A 22,274-nucleotide genomic window follows, 5' to 3' on the forward strand; every position below is an offset into this window, starting at 1 on the left:
GGCGCTCGTCCTCGAACGCCGGACGGGCCGAGTATGCCCTTACCGCATGCTGTCAGCGGCGCGGGGAACTGCGCGACCAGCCACGCATGATCCGCAGCCGCATCCCACCCCCGGCGGGTTCGGGGAAGGGGCGGGGTGGGGTCTACCGGGATCTGCGGCGGAGCCCCAGGGGCCGGAGTCAGGCACAGGTCAGCATGGGGGTCGCCCAGTCCCCGTGGTCCAGCCCGTTCCCGTCGCCGCCGTCGGTCACGACCAGGTCGATCACCTGCGCGCCCGACACATCCGCGGCCAGCGGGACCGCGGCGCCCCGCCCCCGCAGCACCCCCGTCGTAGCCACCGCACGCCCGTCCGCCAGGACGGAGAAGGCCACCGAACCGCCCCCACCCGTCTCGTCGTCCACCCCCACCGACGCCGTGAACCGCGAGCACGCCCCGCCGAGGAACACCGTCACGTCCCCGGCCGCATGCACCCCGAGCCCCTTTGCGTACGGCACGCCCGCGATGGACATCGGGCGTCCGTCACCCGCCGCGTTCTCCCCGTTGGAGGTGTTGCGCTCCACCGGCCCCCATCCGTTCGTCGCGGTGAAGTCGAGATCCGCGAGGTCGTGCGCGCCGGCCCCCGGCGAAGGGGGCGGCGAGGCCACCCCCGCCGCCGCGGACGCCGTGCCGCCCCGGTACCGCGCCACCGCCGAGAGCACCGCCGACCAGGGTCCCGACCCGCTCGCCGCCGTCACCTTCCAGGTACGCGTCACCGTGCGCCCGGCCGGTACGTCGCCCAGCGCCTGGGTGAGCGGCGTGGCGGCCGTCCACCCGTCGGGCAGCCGCACGGTGAGCGAGGCGTCCCGCGCTGCCGTCCGGCGCGGCGTGAACGACGCCGTCACCTCGCCCGTCGCGCCCCGCGCGATCGTGTCCGGCGCCGAGATCCGTACATCCGCGCCTGCCAGGGGATCGCGGTTCTTCGTCGCCGACCAGCCCGGCGAGGCGATGTCCCCGTAGTGCAGCGGCGTCGTGTGGTTCCCGTACGCGTCCAGGGTCACCTTCCCGAGCCCGTCGCCGCCCGCGTCCTCGCCGATCACCGCGATGGCGACCGTGTTGTGGCCGTGGGTGCGCAGCATGCCGGGCTGGACCGGGAACGACTTCTGCGGCCCGAGGGCGTTCACGTACAGGCCGGTCATCCAGCCGTTGACGTACACGAGCGCCCGGTAGTGCTTCGCCTTGTCGTCCGAGATCGTCAGGCCGAGCGGTACGTCCTGGCCCTGTGGCAGGTCCAGGTCGAAGGCGGTGCGGTACCAGGAGACCCCGGCAGCGCCGGAGCGCGTGTCGGGCAGGGAGGTGGACGGCCAGCCGCCGTCCGGGTAGCCGGGCAGGTGCATGCCCTGGCGTTCGCCGTACAGGCCACCGGTGTTGAGCCCGCCGCGCACCGGATCGACCAGGTCCTCGCCGCCGAGCGCGCCCTGCAGGCGCCACCCGATCTGCTTCGCCGAGCCCACGAGCCGCACCGAGGTCAGCCCGCGCGGCTGCTTGTGGCTGTCGTCGGCCGACCAGTCCTGCTCGTGCGCCATGTCGGCCGCGAGCACCGCGAGGACGTTGTCCTTGCCCGCCTTCAGGACCCCGCCCGGCACCGCGAACAGATGGGTCGCATCCGCGGAGCTGCCCAGATAGGTGCCGTTGAGCCACGCCAGGTACGCACCGCCCTTGCCCGTACTGGCGTTGACCTGGATCCCCGACTCCGTGCCGGCGGCCGCGAAGTGGCCCCGGTACCAGATCGACCCGGCGTGGAAGCCGTAGTCGTCCGCCGAGAGCACCGGCTTGTCGGCGGCCCGCCAGGCCGCGTCGTCGAACCCGGGCGCCGCCTCGGGGGTCTCGCGCTGGACCCTCCAGCTTCCCAGCGCGGGAAGGGAGACCGGCTTCGGTCCGGCAAGGGCGCTGCCCGTCGTGTCGAGCGCGCCCGGCGCGGGCCGCCCGTTCCAGCTCACCGACGTCGCGGGCGCGCCGGTCAGGACATGCAGCGAGGCCGCCTTGTCGGTGTCCCCGGTGAGCTTCAGTACGCCCTTGTCGTACGAGGCGGTCCTCAGGAGCTCCGGACCGCTCGCCAGGACCGGCCCCTGCGGGGTGTCCAGCCGCCAGTACGTGTCGGCTGTCGCATCGTCAGCAAGCAGCAGAAGCAGGGGAGTCGAGCCGTCGGCCGGGGTGATGAGGAGCTGCGTCAGACCGTCGTGCCGGTAGTTGAGGCGCAGGTCGCCGGTCGCCGCGTCCCATGTCTGCTCGACGTCGCCGCTCAGCACCTTCACGCCGGGCCGTGCCGCGTACCGCAGCACGCTCTCGCCGTCCTGCCCGTGCCGCCCGTACAGCAGCGCCACATCCCGCGTGCCGAACGTCCCGTGCGTCATGAGCTCGGACGTCGAGTACCTCAGCTGCTGGTGATCCATCGCGTAGTCGGAGAGCAGGAGCTTCGAGTCCCGGGCGTCGATCGTCAGGGCCGTGCCGGGCTTCTGCGGCACCGACGCATACCCGCCGAGCGCGAGATGCGTGGTGTCCTTCGTCTTGTTGTTGACGTCCTTGTGCCGCACGACCGTGACCGTGGTGCCGTCGTCGGGGTTGCGCCGGTCGCGGCGCAGCACGGAGGTGTTGTCGGGCGCGCTCGCCGTCGCGCTCTCCGTCTTCGTCAGCGGCGCCACCGACTGCACCAGGTACCCGAGCCGCTTGTCGACCAGATACTTCTCGCTGAGCTGGCGGTCCTCGCGGATCGGCGCGCCGTAGTCGTAGGAGCTGTAGACCGCGCCGGGTGAGGGCAGCCAGCCCCAGGAGGTGCCGCCGTACGCCATGTAGAAGTTCTGCATCGTGGCGCCCGAGGCGATGTTGTTCTCGTACGCGGCCTTCTCGAAGTCGCCGTCGGTGAGCCGGCGGCACTTGTCGAAGCCCGGGCCGCCCCACGGGTCGAAGGAACCGCCCTGGAATTCGGCCAGAAACAGTGGTTCGTCGCTCTTCTTCGCACCGGACAGATCGGGCAGCCCGTGCCAGGTGTCGGGGCTGGAACAGTTGAAGCCCTGCGGGTAGGAGTCGTGTCCGTCGATGTCGAGTTCCTTGGCGAACACGCCGTTGTGGTTGCCCGTCAGCGGCACGGTGATGCCGTCCGCGTGCGCCTTGTCGACCAGGTGCTGGATGTAGGCGTGGCCGTCGGGGGTGTCCTCGTAGTACTCGTTCTCGACCTGGTAGGCGATGACTGTGCCGGTGCCGTTGGTCAGCTGGTGGCGGGCCAGGATCGGGTCGATCCTGGAGAGCCATTCGTCGGCGGCGGCCAGATAGTCGGGCGCCGTGGTGCGGGCCTTGCCCTTCTGGGTGACCAGCCAGCCGGGGAAGCCGCCGCCGTCGGTCTCGGCGTTGATGTACGGGCCGGGGCGGGCGATGACGTAGATCCCCGCCTCCCGCGCGATGTCGAGCAGCTTGTCGACGTCGCGGACGCCCGTGAAGTCGTACACGCCGGGCTTCGGGGAGTGGAAGTCCCAGTCGAAGTAGATGGAGGCCGCGTTGAAGCCGCCCGCCTTCATCTTCTGCAGGACGTCGCGCCACGCGTCGGGGCTGGGCAGCCGCCAGTAGTGGAACTCGCCGGACCAGATGGAGAGCGGCTTGCCGTCGATGGTGAGGGCGTGGTCGTCGTGGCCGACGGTGTGGGCGGAGGCCGGCGCCTTCGGGCGGGCCTGTGCGGCGGGCGCGGTGGCGGTGAGGCCGGCGGCGCCGAGGGCGAGCACGGTGGTGACCGCGAGAGCCGCCGCGCGCATTGGCGTGCGCATGTCATTCCTTCCGTGGTGCGGTGCACTGAAAGAATCTGATGCGGCGCACAGCCTAAAGCTGTTCGAGGCTGTTGGATACGGTCCGGTCTTGGGGAATTCTGGGCCCGCGGCGACATGGAGGTGCCGCGGGCCCGACCCGTTCAGCCGGTCAGGACTTGGCCGGGGTGTCCGTCAGTGCCGCCGAGAGCAGCGGCGTGACCTGCTCGATCTGCCAGTGCCTGGCACCGAAGGACGCGAGCGCCTCGGCGACGGCGGCCTCGGAGCGGTCGCCCGGCGGCTCCCAGCAGACCCGGCGCACGGTGTCCGGGGTGATCAGGTTCTCCTGCGGCATGTTCAGCCGCTCGGCGAGCTCGGAGACGGCCGTGCGGGCCGCCGAGAGCCGGGCCGCCGCGGCCGGGTCCTTGTCCGCCCAGGAACGCGGCGGGGGCGGGCCCTGCAACGGCTGGCCGGGCTGCGGAAGCTCGGCCTCCGACAGGGCCTTCGCCCGGTCGACGGCCGCCTGCCACTGCTCCAGCTGGCGCCGGCCCATCCGGTGCCCGAAGCCGGGCAGCGCGGTCAGCGCGTTCACATGCGCGGGCAGCGCGAGCGAGGCCTCGATGATCGCGGAGTCGCTCAGCACCTTGCCCGGCGAGACGTCACGGCGCTGCGCCACCTTGTCACGGGCGTTCCACAGCTCGCGCACGGCGGCCATCTGCCGGCGCCTGCGCACCTTGTGCATGCCGGAGGTGCGGCGCCAGGGGTCCTTGCGGGGCGGCGCGGGGGGTGCGGAGGCGATCGCGTCGAACTCCTCGCGGGCCCACTCCAGCTTGCCCTGCCGGTCGAGCTCCTTCTCCAGGGCGTCGCGCAGATCGACCAGGAGCTCCACGTCCAGGGCGGCGTAGCGCAGCCAGGGCTCGGGGAGCGGCCGGGTCGACCAGTCGACCGCCGAGTGGCCCTTCTCCAGGGCGTACCCGAGCACGCTCTCGACCATCGCTCCGAGGCCCACGCGCGGGAAGCCCGCGAGCCGCCCGGCGAGCTCGGTGTCGAAGATCCGGGAGGGCACCATGCCTATTTCGCGCAGGCACGGCAGGTCCTGGGTCGCGGCGTGCAGGATCCACTCGGTGTCCGAAAGTGCCTCCCCGAGGGCGGAGAGATCCGGACATCCGACGGGGTCGACGAGCGCGGTGCCCGCGCCCTCCCGGCGGATCTGCACGAGATAGGCGCGCTGCCCGTAGCGGTAGCCGGACGCGCGCTCGGCGTCCACGGCGACGGGGCCGGTGCCGGCCGCGAAGGCGGCGACCACTTCGGCCAGTGCTTCATCGGTGGCAACGACAGGCGGAATGCCCTCTCGGGGCTCCAGCAAGGGAATCGGCGCCTTGTCGACGTCGTCCGGGGGAGCGCCCCCGGTGGTTCGCAGTGCTGTCTCTGCTGCGGTCTTATGGGCGTCGGTCACCTGTCAAGGGTATCTGTGTATGCACGGCGCCCGTCGACGGAACGTTCCGTCGACGGGCGCGCGAGGGTCGTAAACCAGTCAGTGGATGATTCCGGTACGCAGCGCGACGGCCACCATGCCGGCACGGTCACCCGTGCCGAGCTTGCGTGCGATCCGGGCGAGATGGGACTTGACGGTCAGAGCGGACAGCCCCATCGAGACGCCGATCGCCTTGTTCGACTGGCCCTCCGCAACCAGCCGGAGCACCTCGACCTCGCGGCCGGAGAGCTCGCGGTAGCCGCCCGGGTGACTCGGGGCACCCGGGGGGCGGCGGTGCATACGGGCGGCCGCGGCGCCGATGGGGGCGGCGCCGGGACGGCCGGGGTGCCCGACGTTGGTACGCGTACCGGTGACGACATAGCCCTTCACACCGCCCGCGAGGGCATTGCGTACGGCGCCGATGTCGTCGGCAGCGGACAGGGCCAGGCCGTTGGGCCAGCCCGCGGCTCGGGTCTCGGACAGCAGGGTCAGCCCGGAACCGTCGGGCAGGTGGACGTCGGCAACGCAGATGTCGCGCGGGTTGCCGACGCGGGGACGGGCCTCCGCGATGGACGACGCCTCGATGACGTCACGTACTCCGAGCGCCCACAGGTGTCGGGTGACGGTGGAGCGGACTCGGGGGTCGGCAACGACGACCATGGCCGTCGGCTTGTTCGGGCGGTAGGCGACCAGGCTTGCGGGCTGCTCAAGAAGAACGGACACCAGGCCTCCTGGAAAGGTGCGGGACGTAGCCGGCTCGGGGATGAAGCCGGGGCGAACCGTGCAGTTAGGGTCACAAACCTCTTCGGCACCAAACCCCTCGGCCTTTAGAGAATGATCACGATTTGGTGAGAAACATTTAGGGCAATTCGGACGCGTGCTCGATCGTCGAGTAATCGGCGGGGCGGGTGGACCCGCACGGGGGGCTGCGAAAACGGCCTGCGCCCCACCGGAGGCGGGGCGCAGGCCGACAGGAAAGCGGATGTCAGCGGGGGTCGCGGCGCTGCGGCAGGGTGACGACACCGCTGCCCGCCTCGGTGGGACCCGACACCGGCGGCAGGCCCGCGATCTGGCACAGCAGATCGCACCAGGCCGCGAGGTGGCCCGCCGTGTCCGGCACCCCGCCCAGCCCCTCGCGCGGCGTCCACGACGCCCGGATCTCGATCTGGGTGGCCGGAAGGCGTTCCGCGAGCCCGCCGAAGTAGTGCGAGCCGGCCCGGGTGACCGTGCCGCTCGCCTCCCCGTACGAGAGTCCCCGCGCCTCCAGGGCGCCGGTCAGCCACGACCAGCAGACCTCGGGCAGCAGCGGATCGGCCGCCATCTCCGGCTCCAGTTCCGCCCGTACGAGCGTGACCAGGCGGAAGGTGCCCTGCCAGGCGTCGTGCCCGGTGGGGTCGTGCAGCAGGACGAGCCGGCCGTCGGCCAGGTCGTCCTCGCCGTCGACTACCGCTGCCTCCAGGGCGTAGGCGTACGGGGCCAGGCGCTGTGGCGGGCGGGTCTCGTCCACCTCGATCTCGGGGCGCAGTCGCGCCGTCCGCAGTGCGTCGACGGCCTGACGGAAGGGGATCGGAACGGTGGTCCCGTCCGCGGCTTCCCTGCCGTCAGCGCCATCCGAAGTTCGTCCCTGAGCGGCAGCCATGCGGGGAAGACTAGGCGGAACGGGAGCCCGGCGCCGGTAGGGACACCCGGCCCGGGGCAGCGGCTTGCGGCCACATGCGAAGATTCTGGGCGTGAGCGCCAACGACCGCCCTGTGGGCCAGCCGAACAGCAAGACGCACGACTCCGCGTTCCTCAAGGCGTGCAGGCGGGAAGCCGTCCCGCACACGCCGGTCTGGTTCATGCGCCAGGCGGGCCGGTCGCTGCCGGAGTACCTGAAGGTGCGCGAGGGCATTCCCATGCTGGAGTCGTGCATGCGGCCCGATCTGGTCACCGAGATCACGCTGCAGCCGGTCCGCCGGCACAAGGTCGACGCGGCCATCTACTTCAGCGACATCGTGGTCCCGCTCAAGGCCATCGGCATCGACCTGGACATCAAGCCGGGCGTCGGCCCCGTCGTAGCCGACCCGATCCGGACCCGGGCCGACCTCGCGCGGCTGCGCGACCTGACGCCCGAGGACGTCCACTACGTCACCGAGGCCATCGGCATGCTGACCGCGGAGCTCGGCGCCACGCCGCTCATCGGCTTCGCGGGCGCCCCGTTCACGCTGGCCAGCTACCTCGTGGAGGGCGGCCCGTCCCGCAACCACGAGAACACCAAGGCCATGATGTACGGCGACCCGGAGCTCTGGGCCGACCTGCTCGACCGCCTCGCCGAGATCACCGCCGCCTTCCTCAAGGTGCAGATCGAGGCGGGCGCCTCCGCCGTCCAGCTCTTCGACTCCTGGGTGGGCGCGCTCGCCCCCGCCGACTACCGGCGCTCGATCCTGCCCGCCTCGGCGAAGGTCTTCGACGCGGTCGCCTCGTACAACGTCCCCCGCATCCACTTCGGCGTCGGCACGGGCGAACTGCTCGGCCTCATGGGCGAGGCCGGCGCGGACGTCGTCGGCGTCGACTGGCGCGTCCCGCTCGACGAGGCGGCCCGCCGGGTCGGCCCCGGCAAGGCGCTCCAGGGCAACCTCGACCCGGCGGTCCTGTTCGCCCCGACCGCGGCCGTCGAGGCGAAGACCCGCGAGGTCCTGGACGCGGCCGCGGGCCTGGAGGGCCACGTCTTCAACCTCGGCCACGGCGTGCTCCCGTCGATGGACCCGGACGCGCTGACCCGCCTGGTCGCCTACGTCCACGAGCAGACGGCGCGCTAGTCCTGCCCGGCGGCGCGCACGGCCGACACCGCCTTGCGTGCCGCCACCAGGACCGGATCCCACACCGACGAGAACGGCGGCGCGTACCCGAGGTCGAGCGCCGTCATCTGATCCACCGTCATGCGGGCGGTCAGGGCGACCGCCGCGATGTCGATCCGCTTCGCCGCACCCGCGCCGCCCACGATCTGGGCGCCGAGCAGCCGCCCCGTGCGCCGCTCGGCCAGCATCTTCACCGTCATGAGGGCCGCGCCCGGGTAGTACCCGGCGGTGTTGGTCGACTCGATGGTGGCCGTGACGTACTGGAGGCCCTCCTCCCGCGCCTCCCTCTCCAGGAGCCCGGTGCGGGCGATCTCCGTCTCGCAGACCTTGGTGACGGCCGTGCCGACCACCCCCGGGAACGTGCCGTACCCGCCGCCCACGTTGGAGCCGATGATCTGGCCCTGCTTGTTGGCGTGCGTGCCGAGCGCGATGTGGCGGTGACGGCCCGACACCAGGTCGAGCACCTCGACGCAGTCGCCGCCCGCCCAGATGTTCTCGTGCCCGCGCACCCGCATCGAGGTGTCCGTGCGCAGCGCCCCGGCGACGCCGAGCGGGAGACCCGCCGCGCGGGCGAGCTCGGTACGGGGCGTGACGCCGAGGCCCAGCACCACCACGTCCGCCGGGTACTCGGCGGACTCCGTCGCCACCGCGCGCACCCGCCCCGACCCGGCCGTGAGCACCTTGGTGACCTCGGCGTTCGTGACCACCCGGATCCCGGACCGCTCCATCGCCTCGGTGACGCGCCGGCCCATGTCCGGGTCGAGCGAGTGCATGGGCTCGGGGCCCCGGGTGAGCAGCGACACCTCGAAGCCCCGGGCGAGTATCGCCTCCGCCATCTCGATGCCGATGTAGCCGCCGCCGACCACGACCGCGCGCCGCTCTCCGGCCGCCTCCAGGCTCTCGAGCAGGGCCCGCCCGTCGTCGATGGTGTGCACCCCGTGCACCCCCGGAGCATCGATCCCCGGCAGCGCGGGCCGCACCGGCCGCGCCCCCGTCGCGATGACGAGCTTGTCGTACGCGGTCCACTCCTCGGCCCCGGACGCCAGATCGCGGGACCGCACCCGGCGGCCCTCCACATCGAGCTCCGTCACCTCCGTACGCATCCGCAGATCGATCCCGCGATCCCGGTGCTCCTCGGGGGTGCGGGCGATCAGGTCGTCGTGCTCCGGCACGTCGCCGCCCACCCAGTACGGGATTCCGCAGGCGGAGTACGAGGTGAAGCCCGAGCGCTCGAAGGCGACGATCTCCAGCTCCTCGGGGCCCTTCAGCCTGCGGGCCTGCGAGGCGGCGGACATGCCCGCCGCGTCACCGCCGATGACCACCAGTCGCTCCGCCGCCATGGGGGTTGCCTCCGCTCGTGAGCCGCTCCGGATCCGCCTTCTCCTGTGTTGAAGATACGTACCGGGGGAGCGCGGAATTCCCCGCCCGGCCGGTGGCCTCCCGTGTGTTGGTTCGCCGGGCCGGTCAACTCGCCCCGGCCGGAAGGGAGTTGATCAAGGAGGCGGGACTCGTTTCGGGTCGCCGTTCGGGGTCTGAGACAGTGGAGGCATGGACAACGCCGTCACCCGTGCCCCGCACATCGTCGTCGTCGGAGGCGGGATCTCCGGACTCGCCGCCGCCCACCGGCTGGTCGGGGCCGGTGCCCGGGTGACCGTGCTCGAAGGCAGCGCGGTGCTCGGCGGCAAGCTGCTGGCCGGGGAGGTCGCGGGTGCGCCCGTCGACCTCGGCGCCGAGTCGATGCTGGCCCGCCGCCCCGAAGGCGTCGACCTGGCCCGTGCGGCCGGCCTCGGCGACCGGCTCCAGGCGCCCGCCACCGCGGCCGCCTCCATCTGGACCCGGGGCGCGCTGCGGCCGATGCCCAAGGGCCATGTGATGGGCGTCCCCGCGCAGCCCGGCACCCTCCACGACATCCTCTCCGCCGAGGGCCTGGCCCGCGTCGAGCAGGACCGCGAACTCGCCCCGACCGAGCTCGGCGAGGACATCGGCGTCGGCGAGTTCGTCGCCAAGCGGGTCGGCCGCGAGGTCGTCGACCGCCTGGTGGAGCCGCTGCTCGGCGGCGTGTACGCGGGCGACGCCTACAAGATCTCCATGCGAGCCGCGGTCCCCCAGCTCTTCGAGGCGGCCCGCACCCACGACTCGCTGCTCGACGGCGTCCGGGACATCCAGGCGAAGGCCGCCGCCAAGCAGCAGACCGGCCCGGTCTTCGCGGGCCTCGACGGCGGCCTCGGCACCCTGCCCGGCGCGGTCGCCGACGCCGTGCGCGCCCAGGGCGGCGAAATCCGCACCGAGACCCCCGTCCTGGGCCTCGCCCGGACCGCCGACGGCTGGCAGATCCGTACCGACACGGAACTCGTCGAGGCCGACGGCGTGATCCTCTCCACTCCCGCCTGGTCCGCCTCCGCGCTGCTCGCCGCCGAGTCGCCGGTCGCGGCCGCCGAACTCTCCGAGGTCGAGTACGCCTCGATGGTCCTGGTCACGCTCGCCTTCCGGCGCGCCGATCTGGCCGGTCTTGAGGAGCGCTCCGGGTTCCTGGTGCCGCCGGTGGACGGCCGCACCATCAAGGCCTCCACCTTCTCCTCGTACAAGTGGCAGTGGGTGAAGGAGCGCGGCTCGGACCTGTTCGTGCTGCGTACCTCGATCGGGCGCTACGGCGAGGAGCAGCACCTGGACTGGGACGACCCCGATCTCGTGGACGTCTCGCTCGGCGACCTCGGCGAGGCCGTCGGCCTGTCCGCCCGGCCCGTCGCGACCGAGGTGACCCGCTGGATCGGCGGGCTTCCGCAGTACCCGGTCGGCCATCTGGCCAAGGTCGCCCGCATCCGGGCCGAGGTCGCCAAGCTGCCCGGACTGCGCGTCTGCGGCGCCGCGTACGACGGTGTCGGCATCCCGGCGTGCATCGCCAGCGCCCGGCGCGCCGCGGACGAGATCATCGCCACGTCGACCCTGGCGCAGAACACCCAGAGTGACGCGGGACAATAGCCACATGAGTGCTGCTCCGGAAAAGATTCCCAACGCGGGGAAGAAGGCGAAGGACCTCAACGAGGTCATCCGCTACACCCTGTGGTCTGTCTTCAAGCTGCGCGACGTACTCCCTGAGGACCGGTCGGGCTACGCCGACGAGGTCCAGGAGCTGTTCGACCAGCTCGCCGCCAAGGACATCACCGTCCGCGGCACCTACGACCTGTCGGGTCTGCGCGCGGACGCCGACATCATGATCTGGTGGCACGCGGAGACCTCCGACGAGCTCCAGAGCGCCTACAACCTGTTCCGCCGCACCAAGCTGGGCCGTGCGCTGGAGCCGGTGTGGTCGAACATGGCGCTGCACCGGCCCGCCGAGTTCAACAAGGCGCACATCCCGGCGTTCCTCGCCGACGAGCACGCCCGCGACTACGTGTCGGTGTACCCCTTCGTGCGCAGCTACGACTGGTACCTGCTGCCCGACGAGGACCGCCGCCGCATGCTCGCCGACCACGGCAAGATGGCGCGGGGCTACCCCGACGTGCGGGCCAACACGGTCGCCTCGTTCTCGCTCGGCGACTACGAGTGGCTGCTCGCCTTCGAGGCCGACGAACTGCACCGCATCGTCGACCTGATGCGCCACCTGCGCGCCTCCGAGGCCCGCATGCACGTCCGCGAGGAAGTCCCGTTCTACACGGGCAGGAGGAAGTCCGTCGCGGATCTCGTCGCCGGCCTCGCCTAGCAAGACCAGGTGAGCCGGGTGCGCGCCACGCGAGCGGACCCGGCTCACCCCTGACCCGGAAGATCAGAGAGTGGGCATCACATGCCCCGGCCTGCCGGCTGCCCGCTCGTCCAGCGACACCGGGTTCGGCTCCGGGTGCGGCGCGCACGATGCGCGCCGCACCGGCGTCCGACCGTTCAGCAGATAGTCCTCCACATAGCCGTTGATGCAGGCGTTCGCGCCGCCCGCGATGCCATGCGTACCGGCGTCCTTCTCCGTGACGAGCACGGAGCCCGGCAGCCGCCGCTGGAGTTCCAGCGCCCCGTGGTACGGCGTCGCCGCGTCCCGCTCGGCCGCCAGGATCAGCGTCGACGGCAGCTCCCCCTCCTTGGCCCCCACCTCCATCGGCGTCTGCTGCGGGGTCGTCCAGAACGCGCACGGCAGGTTCATCCACGCGTTGTCCCACGTCTCGAACGGCGCGACCGTCGCGAGCTTGCTGTTGTCGCGGTCCCACGTCTCGAAGTCCTTCGGCCACGCCGCGTCGTTGCACAGGACGGCCGTGTACACGGCGTTGCCGTTCTCGTCGTCGCGCGCCGTCTCCGGCTTGGGCGCGGCCTGTTCGATCAGTGGCTTCGGATCGCCCTTGAGGTACTCCGACAGGGCGGTGGCCCGGCTCGACCAGTAGTCGTCGTAGTACCCGGCCTTGAGGATCGCGGCCTGCAACTGCGCGGGTCCCACGAGGCCGCCGGCCGGCTCGCGGGTCAGCTTGGCCCGCACCTTCTCATAGCTCTCAAGCACCTCGTCGGCCGTGGTGCCCAGGTGGTAGACCTCGTCGTGCTTGGCGACCCAGGTGCGGAAGTCCCGCCAGCGGCTCTCGAAGGCCAGTGACTGGTCGAGGTTGTTGCGGTACCAGATCTGCTGGGGATCCGGGTCGACCACCGAGTCGAAGACCATCCGGCGGATGTGCGAGGGGAACAGCGTCGCGTACACCGCCCCGAAGTAGGTGCCGTACGAGGCGCCCATGAAGGTCAGCTTCTTCTCGCCGAGCGCGGCCCGCAGCACGTCCAGGTCACGCGCGTTGTTGATGCTGGTGTAGTACGGCAGCGCCGCCCCGGCGTTGCGCGCACAGCCCTGGGCGTAGGCCTGGGCCTGCGCGATCCGCTCCTTCTTGTACGACTCCGAGGGGTGCGAGGGCGACTCGGTCGGGGCCTTGGTGAAGTCGGCCGGGTCCTGGCAGGACAGCGGCGCCGAGCGGGCCACCCCGCGCGGGGCGTAGCCGACGAGGTCGTACGCCGCGGCGATCCGCTTCCAGCCGGCGAGCTGGGCGACCATCGGGAAGTACATGCTGGAGGCGCCCGGCCCGCCCGGGTTGAACACCAGGGCGCCCTGTCGCTGGGCGCGTTTGCCCCTGGCCTTGACCCGGCTGACGGTGAGCTTGATCTGACGGCCCGTCGGCTCGGCGTAGTCGAGCGGGACCTCGATGGTGCCGCACTGGACCGAGCCGGGCAGCGACTCGACCTGCGGGCAGCGGCTGAACGTGATCGGCGCCGCGGCCGCGCGCTGGGCGGCCACGGCCACGCCCCGGGCCTCGGCGGTCAGCGGGTCGGCGCTGCCCGAGGGCGCGGCGACGAGGGAGGAAAGAACGAGGGAACCCAGGGTTCCGTACAGCGCTACAGCTCTCATCGCCGGTGCATTCCCTTTCGTGCTGCGGTACTACAGAAGTACATATGGTTCGAAAGGGAATACTTTGCCGGGGGTGAAGTAAAGCAGCGGGGCCGCTCCGGGCTCCGTCATTGACCCCGATGCGCGAAGCGACCGCTCGTCAGGGCGCTGCGCAGCTGGGGATCGTCGACCGCGCGCAGGCCGCGCACCGCGACCGCCGTCAGCGGATCGCCCGCCGGGTCGAGCCCGCCGAGCAGGCGCTGTCCGTCGGGCGAGGCCCAGCGGGTGTACGGATGGATCTCGACGCGGGCGATGACGAGGCAGCCGAGCGTGAGAACGAGCGGGAGCGCGAACCAGGCGGCGATCTCGCCCCGCCCGGTGTCCCCCTCGCCCGGCATGAGCAGCGCGCTGACGGCGAGGACGGTGATCAGCAGGGTGGCACTGCGCACCGCCCGCACGGAGGAGCTGACCCCGGACCGCACGGCGTCGGGGACGGCGAGCCCTGCTCCGGCGAGCCGGTCGGCGAGCGAGCGCACCGCGTCGGCCGCGGCCGCGCCGGACCGTATCGCCGCTATCCGCTCCTGCCCGCCGGGGCCGATCGCGGTGAGGACGGACCGCTCCAGGTCGTCGCGTCCCTCGGGATCGACGACGGTGGCCCAGCCGGTGTGCGCGAGCAGCAGCCGGCGGGCGCGGTGCATGGAGACCAGGGTCAGGTCGGCGACCCGGTAGGGACCGCCCGCCAGGAACGCGGCCTCGTAACAGGACAGGCCCTGCTCCCCGTCCGGCCGCGGTTGGGGACGGGCCGCGGCCACGGCCGCGAGACACAGGCGGCCGCAGGACAACCCGGCCGCGACGATCGCCGGCAGAAGGAAAAGGACCCAGAACATGGCCGAGTTGTATGCGAAGTTGACGCTTCGCCGCCACGGCTTGTCCACAATATGGACGTCGGGTTATTGCTTCGTTACGGAGTGTGGGAGGCGGGTCCGGGCGACGCCTCGTCCTTGGGGCGGGAGGCGGCCGGCGGCAGCGGGAACGACGGTGACGCGCTGTCGGACGGCGGGGGCGGGAGGGGGACCGGGCTCGTCGGGGTGGCCCCGGGCGTGGGCGGCGGAGGCCCGGTGGGGCTCGCGGTCGCCGCGCCCCGCGCGAGCGCGTCGAAGTCGACGAACCCGGTCGCTTCCAGCATCTTGATGTGGTCGAGGACGGTCGTGTTCGCATCGTCGGCGAGCCCGCGCACCAGCGAGTTGCGGGTGTTGGCCCGGATCTGCGCGACCAGCGCGAACACCTTGCCGTGGGCTGCGCGCAGGAGGTTGGCGAAGTCCCGCTCGTAGGCGATGCCGGTGTCCGCCGTCAGCCGGCGCAGCCAGCCCTGCTGCTGGGTGTTGGGCTGGTCGGGCAGCTCCATGCCCAGGTCCGCCGCGACCTCGCGGACCCGGGCGTCCAGGAAGGCGTGCCCGTCGACGAGGTGCTGCCCCGCCGCCTTCACCGCGGCGCTGGGGTCCCGCTCGATGGCCTGCTGGCCGGCCGGTCCCTCCCAGAGCCCGGCGAGCCGCACCCGCACCACGAAGTCCCGGTCGGCGGCGGACAGGGGGCCCCAGCGGGTCGCCACCGTACCGGCGTTGAGATCGGCGAGCGGCGTGCCGGAGCGGTCGGCGTACGACCAGAGCGGGAAGAGCAGCGCGAGCAGGGTCGCCGCGAGGGCGATGACGACGAGCCCGGTACCGGACAACAAGCGACGCATGGGTGCCTCCTGGTGCGGTGCCGCACGGTAGTGCGGGTGCCGCTGATCCCGGAGGAGGTTTCGTGAAATGGGTGGCCGGATGGTGTGGGGGTCGTCACGTGGTGCGGGAGTTCCGGTCAACTCCCTTGAGTGCGGGGTACGTTGGCGGGTTGGGCTTCCCGGATCAGGCCGCCCGGGTCAGCGTGCGAAGGAGCCGGGCCGCCCGGCCCGGCGGCCTGGCTCCGGCGCGCTCCTTCCACCAGCGGGCGAGCGCGCGGCGGGCCTCCGCGTCGGCGGGCCGCCCGGCGTCGAGCAGGAACCGCGCGAAGTCCAGGGCGTCCTGGCGGTAACCGCCCCGCATCGGCCGGGCCTTGGCGTACGAGGCGAACGCCTCCCGGTACCCCTCCCCGAGGATCCCCGGCAGCTCGGGCGCCACCTTGGCGACCACATCGGCCCGCTTGGCCGCGAGCGCCCGGGCCTGCACCCGAAGGCGCGGCCCGTCGAAACCGGCGGGCGCGGGCGTGCCCGCGGTGAGCGAGGAGAGCAGGGCGGTCTGGGCGAGGGCGAGCCGCTCGCGTGACCGGCCGACGTCCGCGGGGGCGCCGTGGGGACCGGGCCGCATGGGGGCGGAGGGCGCCCTTGGCGGCTCCGCGGCCCGCAGCGTGGCCCGGATCGCATCGAGCTCGCCCGCCAGTTCCGCCGCCGGCGGGAACGCCTCGTCCCGCTCCAGGAGCACGCCGGGCGGCGTCACCCGCGAGGCCAGTTCGGCCAGGACGTCGAGGACCTCCGGGGGTACGGGGTGGGCGTGGGTGTCGTGCCACACGCCGTCGCGCTCGACGCCGCCCGCGACATGGACGTACGCGATCGCCTCCAGGGGCAGCCCGTCGAGGACCTTCGCGGGGTCCTCGCCGCGGTTCACCCGGTTCGTGTGGAGATTGGCGACGTCGATGAGCAGGCGGACACCCGTGCGTTCGACGAGCTCCGCCAGGAACTGACCCTCTGTCAACTCCTCGTCGGGCCAGTCGATCAGAGCGGCGATGTTCTCCAGGGCGAGCGGCACCGGCAGCGCGTCCTGCGCGATGCGGACGTTCTCGCACAGGACGTGCAGGGCGTCCCGGGTGCGCGGCACCGGCAGGAGGTGGCCCGCCTCCAGGGGCGGCGAGGCGGTCAGCGCCCCGCCCGCGCGCACGAACGCGATGTGCTCGGTGACGAGCGGGGAGCCGAGCGCCTCGGCCCGGGCCGCCAGATCGGCGAGGCGGCCCGCGTCCGGAGGCTCGGCGCCGCCGAGGCCGAGCGAGACCCCGTGCGGCACGACGGTGACGCCGCGCTCGCGCAGGCGCAGCAGCGAGTCGGGGAGGTGGCCGGGGCAGAGGTTCTCCGCGACCGCCTCGACCCAGTCGATGCCGTCGAGCCCCTCCACCGCCCGAGCGATCTCAGGCCGCCAGCCGATGCCGATGCCCAAATGCTTCATGGACAGGTCATGGCCCGGTGCCCCGCCGCCGAATCCCGCGCGGGGCACGTTCAGAGCTTGATTTGAGGTTGGCGGCCTCGGTGATCAGCTGGGCGTGGCCAGCGCGTCGAAGTCCACCAGGCCGGTGGCCTCCAGCATCGTCATGTGGTCGAGCACGGTGTTGTTGGCATCGGTCGCCAGGTCCCGTACGAGGGAGTTCCGGGTGGTCGCGCGGACCTGGGCAACCAGGGCGAACACCTTGCCGTGGGCTGCGCGCAGGAGGTTGGCGAAGTCCCGCTCGTAGGCGATGCCGGTGTCCGCCGTCAGCTGGCGCAGCCAGCCCTGCTGCTGGGCGTTGGGCTGGCTGGGCAGCTCGATGCCGAGCTTGGACGCGACGTCGAGGTCGTGCTGATTCAGCGCCGCATGCCCCATGACGAGATGGTCCCCGGCCGCCTTGATCGCCGCACTGGGCGCCCGCTGCTGCGCCTGCTGCCCGGCCGGCCCCTCCCAGAGCCCGGCGAGCCGCACCTTGGTGACGAACTCCCGGTCGGTCGCGGACAGCGGGCCCCAAGGGGTCGGCGTGGACGCGGAGTCGAGAGTGGCCTGCGGGGTCCCACCCCGGTCCGCGTACGACCAGACGGGAAAGGCGAGCGCGCCGAGCGTTGCCACGAGCACCGCGATGAGCAGCCCTGTGCCGTTGACGCGACGCAGGGCAAAACGACCGGAACGAACTATTCCACGCGACAAGATGCCTCCCGGGGACGGCCAGTTGAGAGCGCAAGAGCTACTCGGCGGTACCGGAGGATACGGCTGGGGCGGGTGTTGCGTTCAGAGGGCGGAAGGAACAATTCAGCGACCGGTATGCCGGCGGGAGGGAGGTGCCGGCGGGGGAGGGCCCCAGGTGGCATCGGGGGACTGCACCAGTGCATGGACCGCGGTGACGCATGAGTCTGAACAGGCCTTGTTCCAGACCCAGTTGGAGGACCTCATGGGAATCTGCGCGTCACCACTCCCGTCACCATCCGCGTCGTCGCGCACCGCCCGCAGGTACCGGGCGGCCCGCCGGGCAGGCGTGTGCGTCCTGTGCTGCGGTCTGCTGCTCGGCGGGCCGGTCGTGGCCGGGGCCGCCGCGGCGCCCTCCGCCCACGCGCGGACGGGACAGGAGTCGCACGGCCGGGGCACGCTGGTCTCCGCCGAGAAGCTGTACACGCTCGACTCCGCGCGGGCGGTGGCCGCCGAACTGCGAGGCGCCGGGTTCGACGACGGAGCGGTCCGGCACGGAGTGGTCGCCTACCGCCTCGTCTACCGGACGGTCGACCCGAAGGGGCGGCCCACCACGGCGAGCGGACTGCTGGTGCTGCCGTTGCACAGCGAACGCCGGCTGCGGGCGGTCTCCTTCGCACACGGCACCGGCGCCCACAAGAACGACTCCCCGTCCATGGGCCGGGGCGGCTTCGTGTCCGCGCCGGTGATCGCGCACGCGTCGGCGGGGGCCGCGGGCGTGGCGCCCGACTATCTGGGGATGGGCAAGGGCCCCGGCCCGCACCCCTGGATGGACATCGACTCCGAGACCACGGCCTCCCTGGACATGCTGAGAGCGGCGCGCGCCTTCGCGCCGCGCACCGGGCACGTACTGGAGCGCCCGGTCCAGGTCACCGGATTCTCACAAGGCGCCTCCGCGGCCCTGGCGCTCGGCCGGGCCCTTCAGGCGGGCGAGGACCGGTGGTTCCGGCTGGGCGCGCTGGCACCCGTCAGCGGCGCCTACGACTTCGGCGGCACCGAGCTGTCCGCGCTGCTCGCGGGCCGCCTCGATGCCAAGTCCGGTGTGCTGTACGCGGCTTACACCCTGGTGGCCTTCAACCGGCTCCACCACCTCTACGACCGGCCCGGCGAGGTCTTCCGAGCCCCGTACGACGGCACCGTAGAGGCACTCTTCGACGGCGCGCACACCGGCGAGCAGCTGATGAGCGGCACCCCCGCCACGCTCGGCGAGCTGCTGACCCGGCACGGCCGGGAACTGCTCGCGCATCCGACGGGCCCCCTGGCGGCGGCGCTGCGCACCACGGACGCCGTCTGCACCGACTGGGCGCCCCGCACGCCGACCAGGCTCTACCTGGCGACCGGGGACGAACAGGCCGCCACCGCCAACACCACGGCATGCCACAAGGCGCTGCTCCAGAACGGCGCGGACGTCCCGGTCGTCGATGTCGGCCCGGTCGACCACCACGGCTCCCGTCATCTGGGATCGAATGTCGCGGCCACGGCGGACATCGTCCGCTGGTTCCGGCAGTTGCGCGAGCGGTGACCGACAGGAGGGCGTGCGTCAGGCCGCGCGCAGCGCCGGGTGGTCCGCGACGACCGTGCACGAGCCGGGGGCGATCTCGGTGAACCCCGCGTCCCGGACCACCGGGAGCCCGCTGAGCGTCAGTTCGCGCCATGCGGCCGGGGCCGCGGTGCGTACCGAGAGGGGGAAGCCCGCCTCGCGCCAGGCCTTTCGGTCCGTGTCCGACAGCTCCCACCAGGCGAGCTGGGCGCCGTGCCCGGCCTGCGCCATGGCCTTGCCCGCGGACATGTCGAGGTCCGGGTTGAGCCAGAGGACCGGCGCGAGCGGATCGGGGGCATCCGGATCCGCCGGGTCGTCCAGGTCCGTCCCCGACACCTGGAGCTTGGCCAGCTCCTTGGGCCATCCGTCCAGCGGCACCGGCGGGAAGACGCGTACCTCCGCCGCCTTCCCGGTCACCGTGATGCCGGGCAGCGCCGAGGCCTTGCGCCACTCCGCGCCGCGGGCCCGTCGCACCACCTTGCGGATCCGCGCGTCCTGCCAGTCGCGCATGAGCCGAGCCCACTCGCCCTCGTCGTCGCCCTCGCCCAGAGACCGCTCGTCGGAGAGCATCACGAGCACCGCGCGGGCCGCCGTCTCCAGCGCGTCGGTACGCGCCGGGGGCTCGGCCTTCTCGATGCGTACGACCAGCGGCAGCACGTACTGCGGCGCCTCGTCGCGCGGGGACTCGTGGTGGAAGGGGCTGTCGGAAGAGGTGTCCTGAGTGCTCACCCCACCAGTCTGCCAGCCGCCGAACCGGTGATTCTTGGCGGAATGAATCGTTCCGGGACAGGATGCGCGCATGAAGAGCGACCTTTTTGCCAAAGAGAACATGGCCCAGCCGGCGACCGTCGCCGGAATGACGCTGGAGAACGCCAAGTCGATCAAGTACGCCGTCAACGGCGAGATGCTCGCCCGCCAGGGCGCGATGATCGCCTACCGCGGCACCCTCCAGTTCGAGCGGCGCGGCCAGGGCATCGGCGGCATGCTCAAGCGCGCGGTGACCGGTGAGGGCCTGCCCCTGATGTCGGTCAGCGGCCAGGGCGAGGCCTGGTTCGCGCACGAGGCGCAGAACTGCTTCATCGTCGACATCGAGCAGGGCGACGCCCTGACGATCAACGGCCGCAACGTGCTGTGCTTCGATGCCTCGCTCAGCTACGAGATCAAGACGGTCAAGGGCTCCGGCATCGCCGGCGGCGGCCTCTTCAACAGCGTCTTCAGCGGCTACGGCCGGCTCGGCCTGGTCTGCGAGGGCAACCCGCTGGTCATCCCGGTCTCCCCGCAGCTGCCGGTGTACGTCGACACCGACGCGGTGGTCGGCTGGAGCGCCAACCTCCAGACCTCGCTGCACCGTTCGCAGTCCATCGGCTCGATGCTGCGCGGCGGCTCCGGCGAAGCCGTCCAGCTGATGCTCCAGGGCGAGGGCTACGTCATCGTCCGGCCGAGCGAGGCGACTCCGCAGAAGGCGCAGCAGCACTGAACACCGCACGCGCACTGCGGGGCGTGGGCCGCCGGTACTCCATCGGCGGCCCCTGGGTCCTGCGCGGCATCGACCTGGACCTGGCCGAGGGCGCCCTGGTCCGGGTCGAGGGCGCCAACGGCACAGGAAAGTCAACCCTGTTGAGGCTCCTCGCGGGCATCGACGCGCCGACCGAGGGCCGCGTCACAGGACGCCCGCGCACCGCGTACGTCCCCGAACGCTTCCCGGCGGCGCTGCCCTTCACGGCCCTCGGCTATCTCACGCACCTCGGCCGCGTCCACGGCCTGCCGCGCCGGACGGCGAAGGAGCGGGCGGGACAGTGGCTGGAGCGGTTCGGTGCGGCCGGGCACGCGGGCACCCCGCTCGCCGAACTCTCGAAGGGCACCAGCCAGAAGGTCGCCGTGGCCCAGGCCCTGCTCGCCGACCCCGCACTCCTCGTCCTGGACGAGGCATGGACCGGCCTCGACACCGAGGCCCGCAACGAACTCGACCGCGCGGTGCACGAACGCGTGGCGGCGGGCGCGACGGTCGTCTTCGTCGACCACGACCCGAAGCGACTGTCCGGCGGGGAGGACGCGCGGTACGCGGTGGTGGGGGCGGGCTTGGAGCGGGTGCCCCTGAACGATGTGGGCCCGAGCCATGGGGGACCGGCCTGTGTGGTGTCGGGCTGTGTGGGCCCGAGCCATGCGAGCCCGGACCATGTGGGCCCGGACCGTGTGGGCCCGGACCATGTCGTGCCGAGCCATGTGAGCCCCACCCATGTGGCCCCCGCCCATGTGGCGCCGACCCATGTGCCCCCCGCCCACGTGGCGCCGCCCCACGTGGGCCGGACCCTCCTCATCGACATAGTCGGAACCACCCCGCTACCGGCTCACCTGCCCGGCGCCCCCGAGGAGTTGGAAGCTCCCGACGGCACCCGCACCCTCCGTGTGGCCGCCGACCACTCCGACGACCTGCTGCGCGTCCTGCTCGCGGCCCGTCCGCCCTGGCACATCCAAGGAGTGCGCAGCCAGTGATCCCGCTTCTCCGCTACCAGAGCGCGCTGCTCCTGCGTTCCCAGCGCTGGCTGGGTCCGGTCCTGCTGTACGCGGCCTTCCTGGGCATCGGCGTGCAGGCGGGGGAGCCGGTCCTCGACTCCCTGGGATACGCGGCCGCCGGGCTGCTCCCGGTCGCGGCATGGCTCGTGCGGATCTGCGTCACCCAGGAGCCGGAGGCCGCCCGCACCTGCGCCGCCGCGGCGGCCGGCCCGGCCCGGGTCCACCTCGCGTCGCTGCTTGCGGCGACCGGCTCGGCGGCCCTGCTCGGCCTCGCGAGCGGGGACCACAAGGTCGCGGTGCCACTGGGTTCCGCGACCCTGGCGGGGCTGATCGCCACCGGGGTCTGTGTGCTGACCGGCGTCGTGGTCGGCGCGCTCGGCAGCCGTCCGGTGCTGCACGGCCGGGGCTGGTCCCTCTCGCTCACCGCACTGGCCGCACTGCTCGCCCTGGTGCTCGCGCCGTCGCCCGCGCAGTACGCGGTGTTCGGCCTGGTCAGCGGCTCGCGGACCGGCGCCGTACACCTGGCGGTGCTGCCGCTCGCCGCAGCGATCGTCCTCGCGGGAGCGGCCGCCGCCGGGGTCTGCGCGCTCAGCTCACGACGCCGCTGAACCCGCCCCCGTACCCGATTAGGCTCGACGGCATGGACGAGACGCAGGATCCCGGGACGTACTGCGCGGGCGGGCCCGTTGCCGCGGCCGCCGCGCCCGGCCCGCTGGACGGCCCCTTCGCCGAGTGCGTGCTGTGCCGCAGGCCGACCGAGTACCCGGAGTCGACCAAGGGCAGCACGCTGTGCCCGGTCTGCGAGTGGCAGGAGGCCCAGCGCACGGCCTGCTCAGGCTGACCGCCGGC

At 72.6% G+C, this 22,274-nt stretch carries 19 protein-coding genes; 8 read left to right on the forward strand and 11 right to left on the reverse strand.

The annotated features are described in order from the left end of the window. Positions 1-178: 178 nt before the first annotated feature. The 4 genes from ABD346_RS33765 to ABD346_RS33780 all read right to left on the reverse strand — a co-directional run bounded on the left by ABD346_RS33765 (position 179) and on the right by ABD346_RS33780 (position 6,879). A complete protein-coding gene (locus ABD346_RS33765) occupies positions 179-3,790 on the reverse strand; it encodes a beta-galactosidase (RefSeq protein WP_344380126.1) in 3,612 nt (1,203 codons plus the stop codon). A 148-nt stretch (positions 3,791-3,938) separates the two neighbouring features. Further along, positions 3,939-5,222, reverse strand: coding sequence for an HRDC domain-containing protein (locus ABD346_RS33770; RefSeq protein ID WP_344380127.1), 1,284 nt, complete (start codon positions 5,220-5,222; stop codon positions 3,939-3,941). A gap of 78 nt (positions 5,223-5,300) precedes the next feature. Next, positions 5,301-5,963 (reverse strand): helix-turn-helix transcriptional regulator, encoded by a 663-nt coding sequence (locus ABD346_RS33775; protein ID WP_053729434.1) that lies wholly within the window; start codon positions 5,961-5,963, stop codon positions 5,301-5,303. Between the two features lie 262 nt (positions 5,964-6,225). Then, entirely contained in the window at positions 6,226-6,879 is a 654-nt protein-coding gene (locus tag ABD346_RS33780) for a DUF3000 domain-containing protein (protein ID WP_344380128.1), read from the reverse strand. A 91-nt stretch (positions 6,880-6,970) separates the two neighbouring features. Here ABD346_RS33780 and hemE point away from each other — a divergent pair, with 91 nt between their 5' ends. Next, positions 6,971-8,038, forward strand: coding sequence for a uroporphyrinogen decarboxylase (gene hemE, locus ABD346_RS33785; RefSeq protein ID WP_344380129.1), 1,068 nt, complete (start codon positions 6,971-6,973; stop codon positions 8,036-8,038). Here hemE and ABD346_RS33790 read toward each other — a convergent pair. Next, complete coding sequence (locus ABD346_RS33790) at positions 8,035-9,417, reverse strand: FAD-dependent oxidoreductase (RefSeq protein WP_344380130.1); 1,383 nt, start codon at positions 9,415-9,417, stop codon at positions 8,035-8,037. The two genes, hemE and ABD346_RS33790, sit on opposite strands and share 4 nt — an antisense overlap. 208 nt (positions 9,418-9,625) lie before the next feature. Between ABD346_RS33790 and hemG the strand changes: the two genes are divergently transcribed. Both hemG and hemQ read left to right on the forward strand, forming a co-directional pair. Beyond that, positions 9,626-11,056: a protoporphyrinogen oxidase gene (gene hemG, locus ABD346_RS33795; RefSeq protein ID WP_344380131.1), complete on the forward strand. Its 1,431-nt coding sequence runs from the start codon at positions 9,626-9,628 to the stop codon at positions 11,054-11,056. A 4-nt stretch (positions 11,057-11,060) separates the two neighbouring features. Then, positions 11,061-11,777, forward strand: a complete 717-nt coding sequence (gene hemQ / locus ABD346_RS33800) for a hydrogen peroxide-dependent heme synthase (RefSeq protein ID WP_344380132.1) — start codon at positions 11,061-11,063, stop codon at positions 11,775-11,777. 63 nt (positions 11,778-11,840) lie between these two features. On the opposite strand, the gene ABD346_RS33805 is transcribed toward hemQ, so the two are convergent. The 5 genes from ABD346_RS33805 to ABD346_RS33825 form a co-directional block, all read right to left on the reverse strand. Then, complete coding sequence (locus ABD346_RS33805; RefSeq protein ID WP_344380133.1) at positions 11,841-13,439, reverse strand: alpha/beta hydrolase; 1,599 nt, start codon at positions 13,437-13,439, stop codon at positions 11,841-11,843. 107 nt (positions 13,440-13,546) lie between these two features. Further along, on the reverse strand, positions 13,547-14,305 hold the full coding sequence (locus tag ABD346_RS33810; RefSeq protein ID WP_344380134.1) for a TIGR04222 domain-containing membrane protein: 759 nt from the start codon (positions 14,303-14,305) through the stop codon (positions 13,547-13,549). Positions 14,306-14,379: 74 nt separating this feature from the next. Continuing rightward, on the reverse strand, positions 14,380-15,159 hold the full coding sequence (locus tag ABD346_RS33815; RefSeq protein ID WP_344380135.1) for a DUF4142 domain-containing protein: 780 nt from the start codon (positions 15,157-15,159) through the stop codon (positions 14,380-14,382). A gap of 163 nt (positions 15,160-15,322) precedes the next feature. Next, positions 15,323-16,609, reverse strand: a complete 1,287-nt coding sequence (locus ABD346_RS33820) for an MbnB/TglH/ChrH family RiPP precursor modification enzyme (RefSeq protein ID WP_344380136.1) — start codon at positions 16,607-16,609, stop codon at positions 15,323-15,325. A gap of 84 nt (positions 16,610-16,693) precedes the next feature. Next, positions 16,694-17,299, reverse strand: coding sequence for a DUF4142 domain-containing protein (locus ABD346_RS33825; protein ID WP_381226388.1), 606 nt, complete (start codon positions 17,297-17,299; stop codon positions 16,694-16,696). Positions 17,300-17,576: 277 nt separating this feature from the next. On the opposite strand from ABD346_RS33825, the gene ABD346_RS33830 reads away from it, so the two are divergent. Then, complete coding sequence (locus tag ABD346_RS33830; protein ID WP_344380137.1) at positions 17,577-18,893, forward strand: alpha/beta hydrolase; 1,317 nt, start codon at positions 17,577-17,579, stop codon at positions 18,891-18,893. A gap of 18 nt (positions 18,894-18,911) precedes the next feature. Here the strand turns inward: ABD346_RS33830 and ABD346_RS33835 are convergent, their stop codons facing one another. Continuing rightward, positions 18,912-19,640, reverse strand: coding sequence for a peptidyl-tRNA hydrolase (locus ABD346_RS33835; RefSeq protein ID WP_344380138.1), 729 nt, complete (start codon positions 19,638-19,640; stop codon positions 18,912-18,914). Between the two features lie 70 nt (positions 19,641-19,710). On the opposite strand from ABD346_RS33835, the gene ABD346_RS33840 reads away from it, so the two are divergent. The 4 genes from ABD346_RS33840 to ABD346_RS33855 are packed head-to-tail and all read left to right on the forward strand — an operon-like array spanning position 19,711 to position 22,266. Further along, positions 19,711-20,388, forward strand: coding sequence for an AIM24 family protein (locus tag ABD346_RS33840; protein WP_344380139.1), 678 nt, complete (start codon positions 19,711-19,713; stop codon positions 20,386-20,388). Between the two features lie 23 nt (positions 20,389-20,411). Then, positions 20,412-21,404: an ATP-binding cassette domain-containing protein gene (locus tag ABD346_RS33845; RefSeq protein ID WP_417801265.1), complete on the forward strand. Its 993-nt coding sequence runs from the start codon at positions 20,412-20,414 to the stop codon at positions 21,402-21,404. Next, a complete protein-coding gene (locus tag ABD346_RS33850) occupies positions 21,401-22,033 on the forward strand; it encodes an ABC transporter (protein ID WP_344380140.1) in 633 nt (210 codons plus the stop codon). Before ABD346_RS33845 ends, ABD346_RS33850 begins: the two co-directional genes overlap by 4 nt. Positions 22,034-22,065: 32 nt before the next feature. After that, on the forward strand, positions 22,066-22,266 hold the full coding sequence (locus ABD346_RS33855; protein ID WP_344380141.1) for a hypothetical protein: 201 nt from the start codon (positions 22,066-22,068) through the stop codon (positions 22,264-22,266). The last annotated feature ends 8 nt before the right edge of the window (positions 22,267-22,274 follow it).

Origin of the sequence: Streptomyces mauvecolor (assembly GCF_039532965.1) — a bacterium.
Classification (GTDB): Bacteria; Actinomycetota; Actinomycetes; order Streptomycetales; family Streptomycetaceae; genus Streptomyces; species Streptomyces violascens.

Bases quoted from the DNA above. Each gene is read 5' to 3' on its own strand.
- ABD346_RS33830 (WP_344380137.1), top strand. From the start codon at position 17,577: ATGGGAATCTGCGCGTCACCACTCCCGTCACCATCCGCGTCGTCGCGC.
- hemQ (WP_344380132.1), top strand. From the start codon at position 11,061: ATGAGTGCTGCTCCGGAAAAGATTCCCAACGCGGGGAAGAAGGCGAAG.
- ABD346_RS33815 (WP_344380135.1), bottom strand. From the start codon at position 15,159: ATGCGTCGCTTGTTGTCCGGTACCGGGCTCGTCGTCATCGCCCTCGCG.
- ABD346_RS33780 (WP_344380128.1), bottom strand. From the start codon at position 6,879: ATGGCTGCCGCTCAGGGACGAACTTCGGATGGCGCTGACGGCAGGGAA.
- ABD346_RS33805 (WP_344380133.1), bottom strand. From the start codon at position 13,439: ATGAGAGCTGTAGCGCTGTACGGAACCCTGGGTTCCCTCGTTCTTTCC.
- ABD346_RS33765 (WP_344380126.1), bottom strand. From the start codon at position 3,790: ATGCGCACGCCAATGCGCGCGGCGGCTCTCGCGGTCACCACCGTGCTC.
- ABD346_RS33810 (WP_344380134.1), bottom strand. From the start codon at position 14,305: ATGTTCTGGGTCCTTTTCCTTCTGCCGGCGATCGTCGCGGCCGGGTTG.
- ABD346_RS33840 (WP_344380139.1), top strand. From the start codon at position 19,711: ATGAAGAGCGACCTTTTTGCCAAAGAGAACATGGCCCAGCCGGCGACC.
- ABD346_RS33855 (WP_344380141.1), top strand. From the start codon at position 22,066: ATGGACGAGACGCAGGATCCCGGGACGTACTGCGCGGGCGGGCCCGTT.
- ABD346_RS33820 (WP_344380136.1), bottom strand. From the start codon at position 16,609: ATGAAGCATTTGGGCATCGGCATCGGCTGGCGGCCTGAGATCGCTCGG.
- hemG (WP_344380131.1), top strand. From the start codon at position 9,626: ATGGACAACGCCGTCACCCGTGCCCCGCACATCGTCGTCGTCGGAGGC.
- ABD346_RS33790 (WP_344380130.1), bottom strand. From the start codon at position 9,417: ATGGCGGCGGAGCGACTGGTGGTCATCGGCGGTGACGCGGCGGGCATG.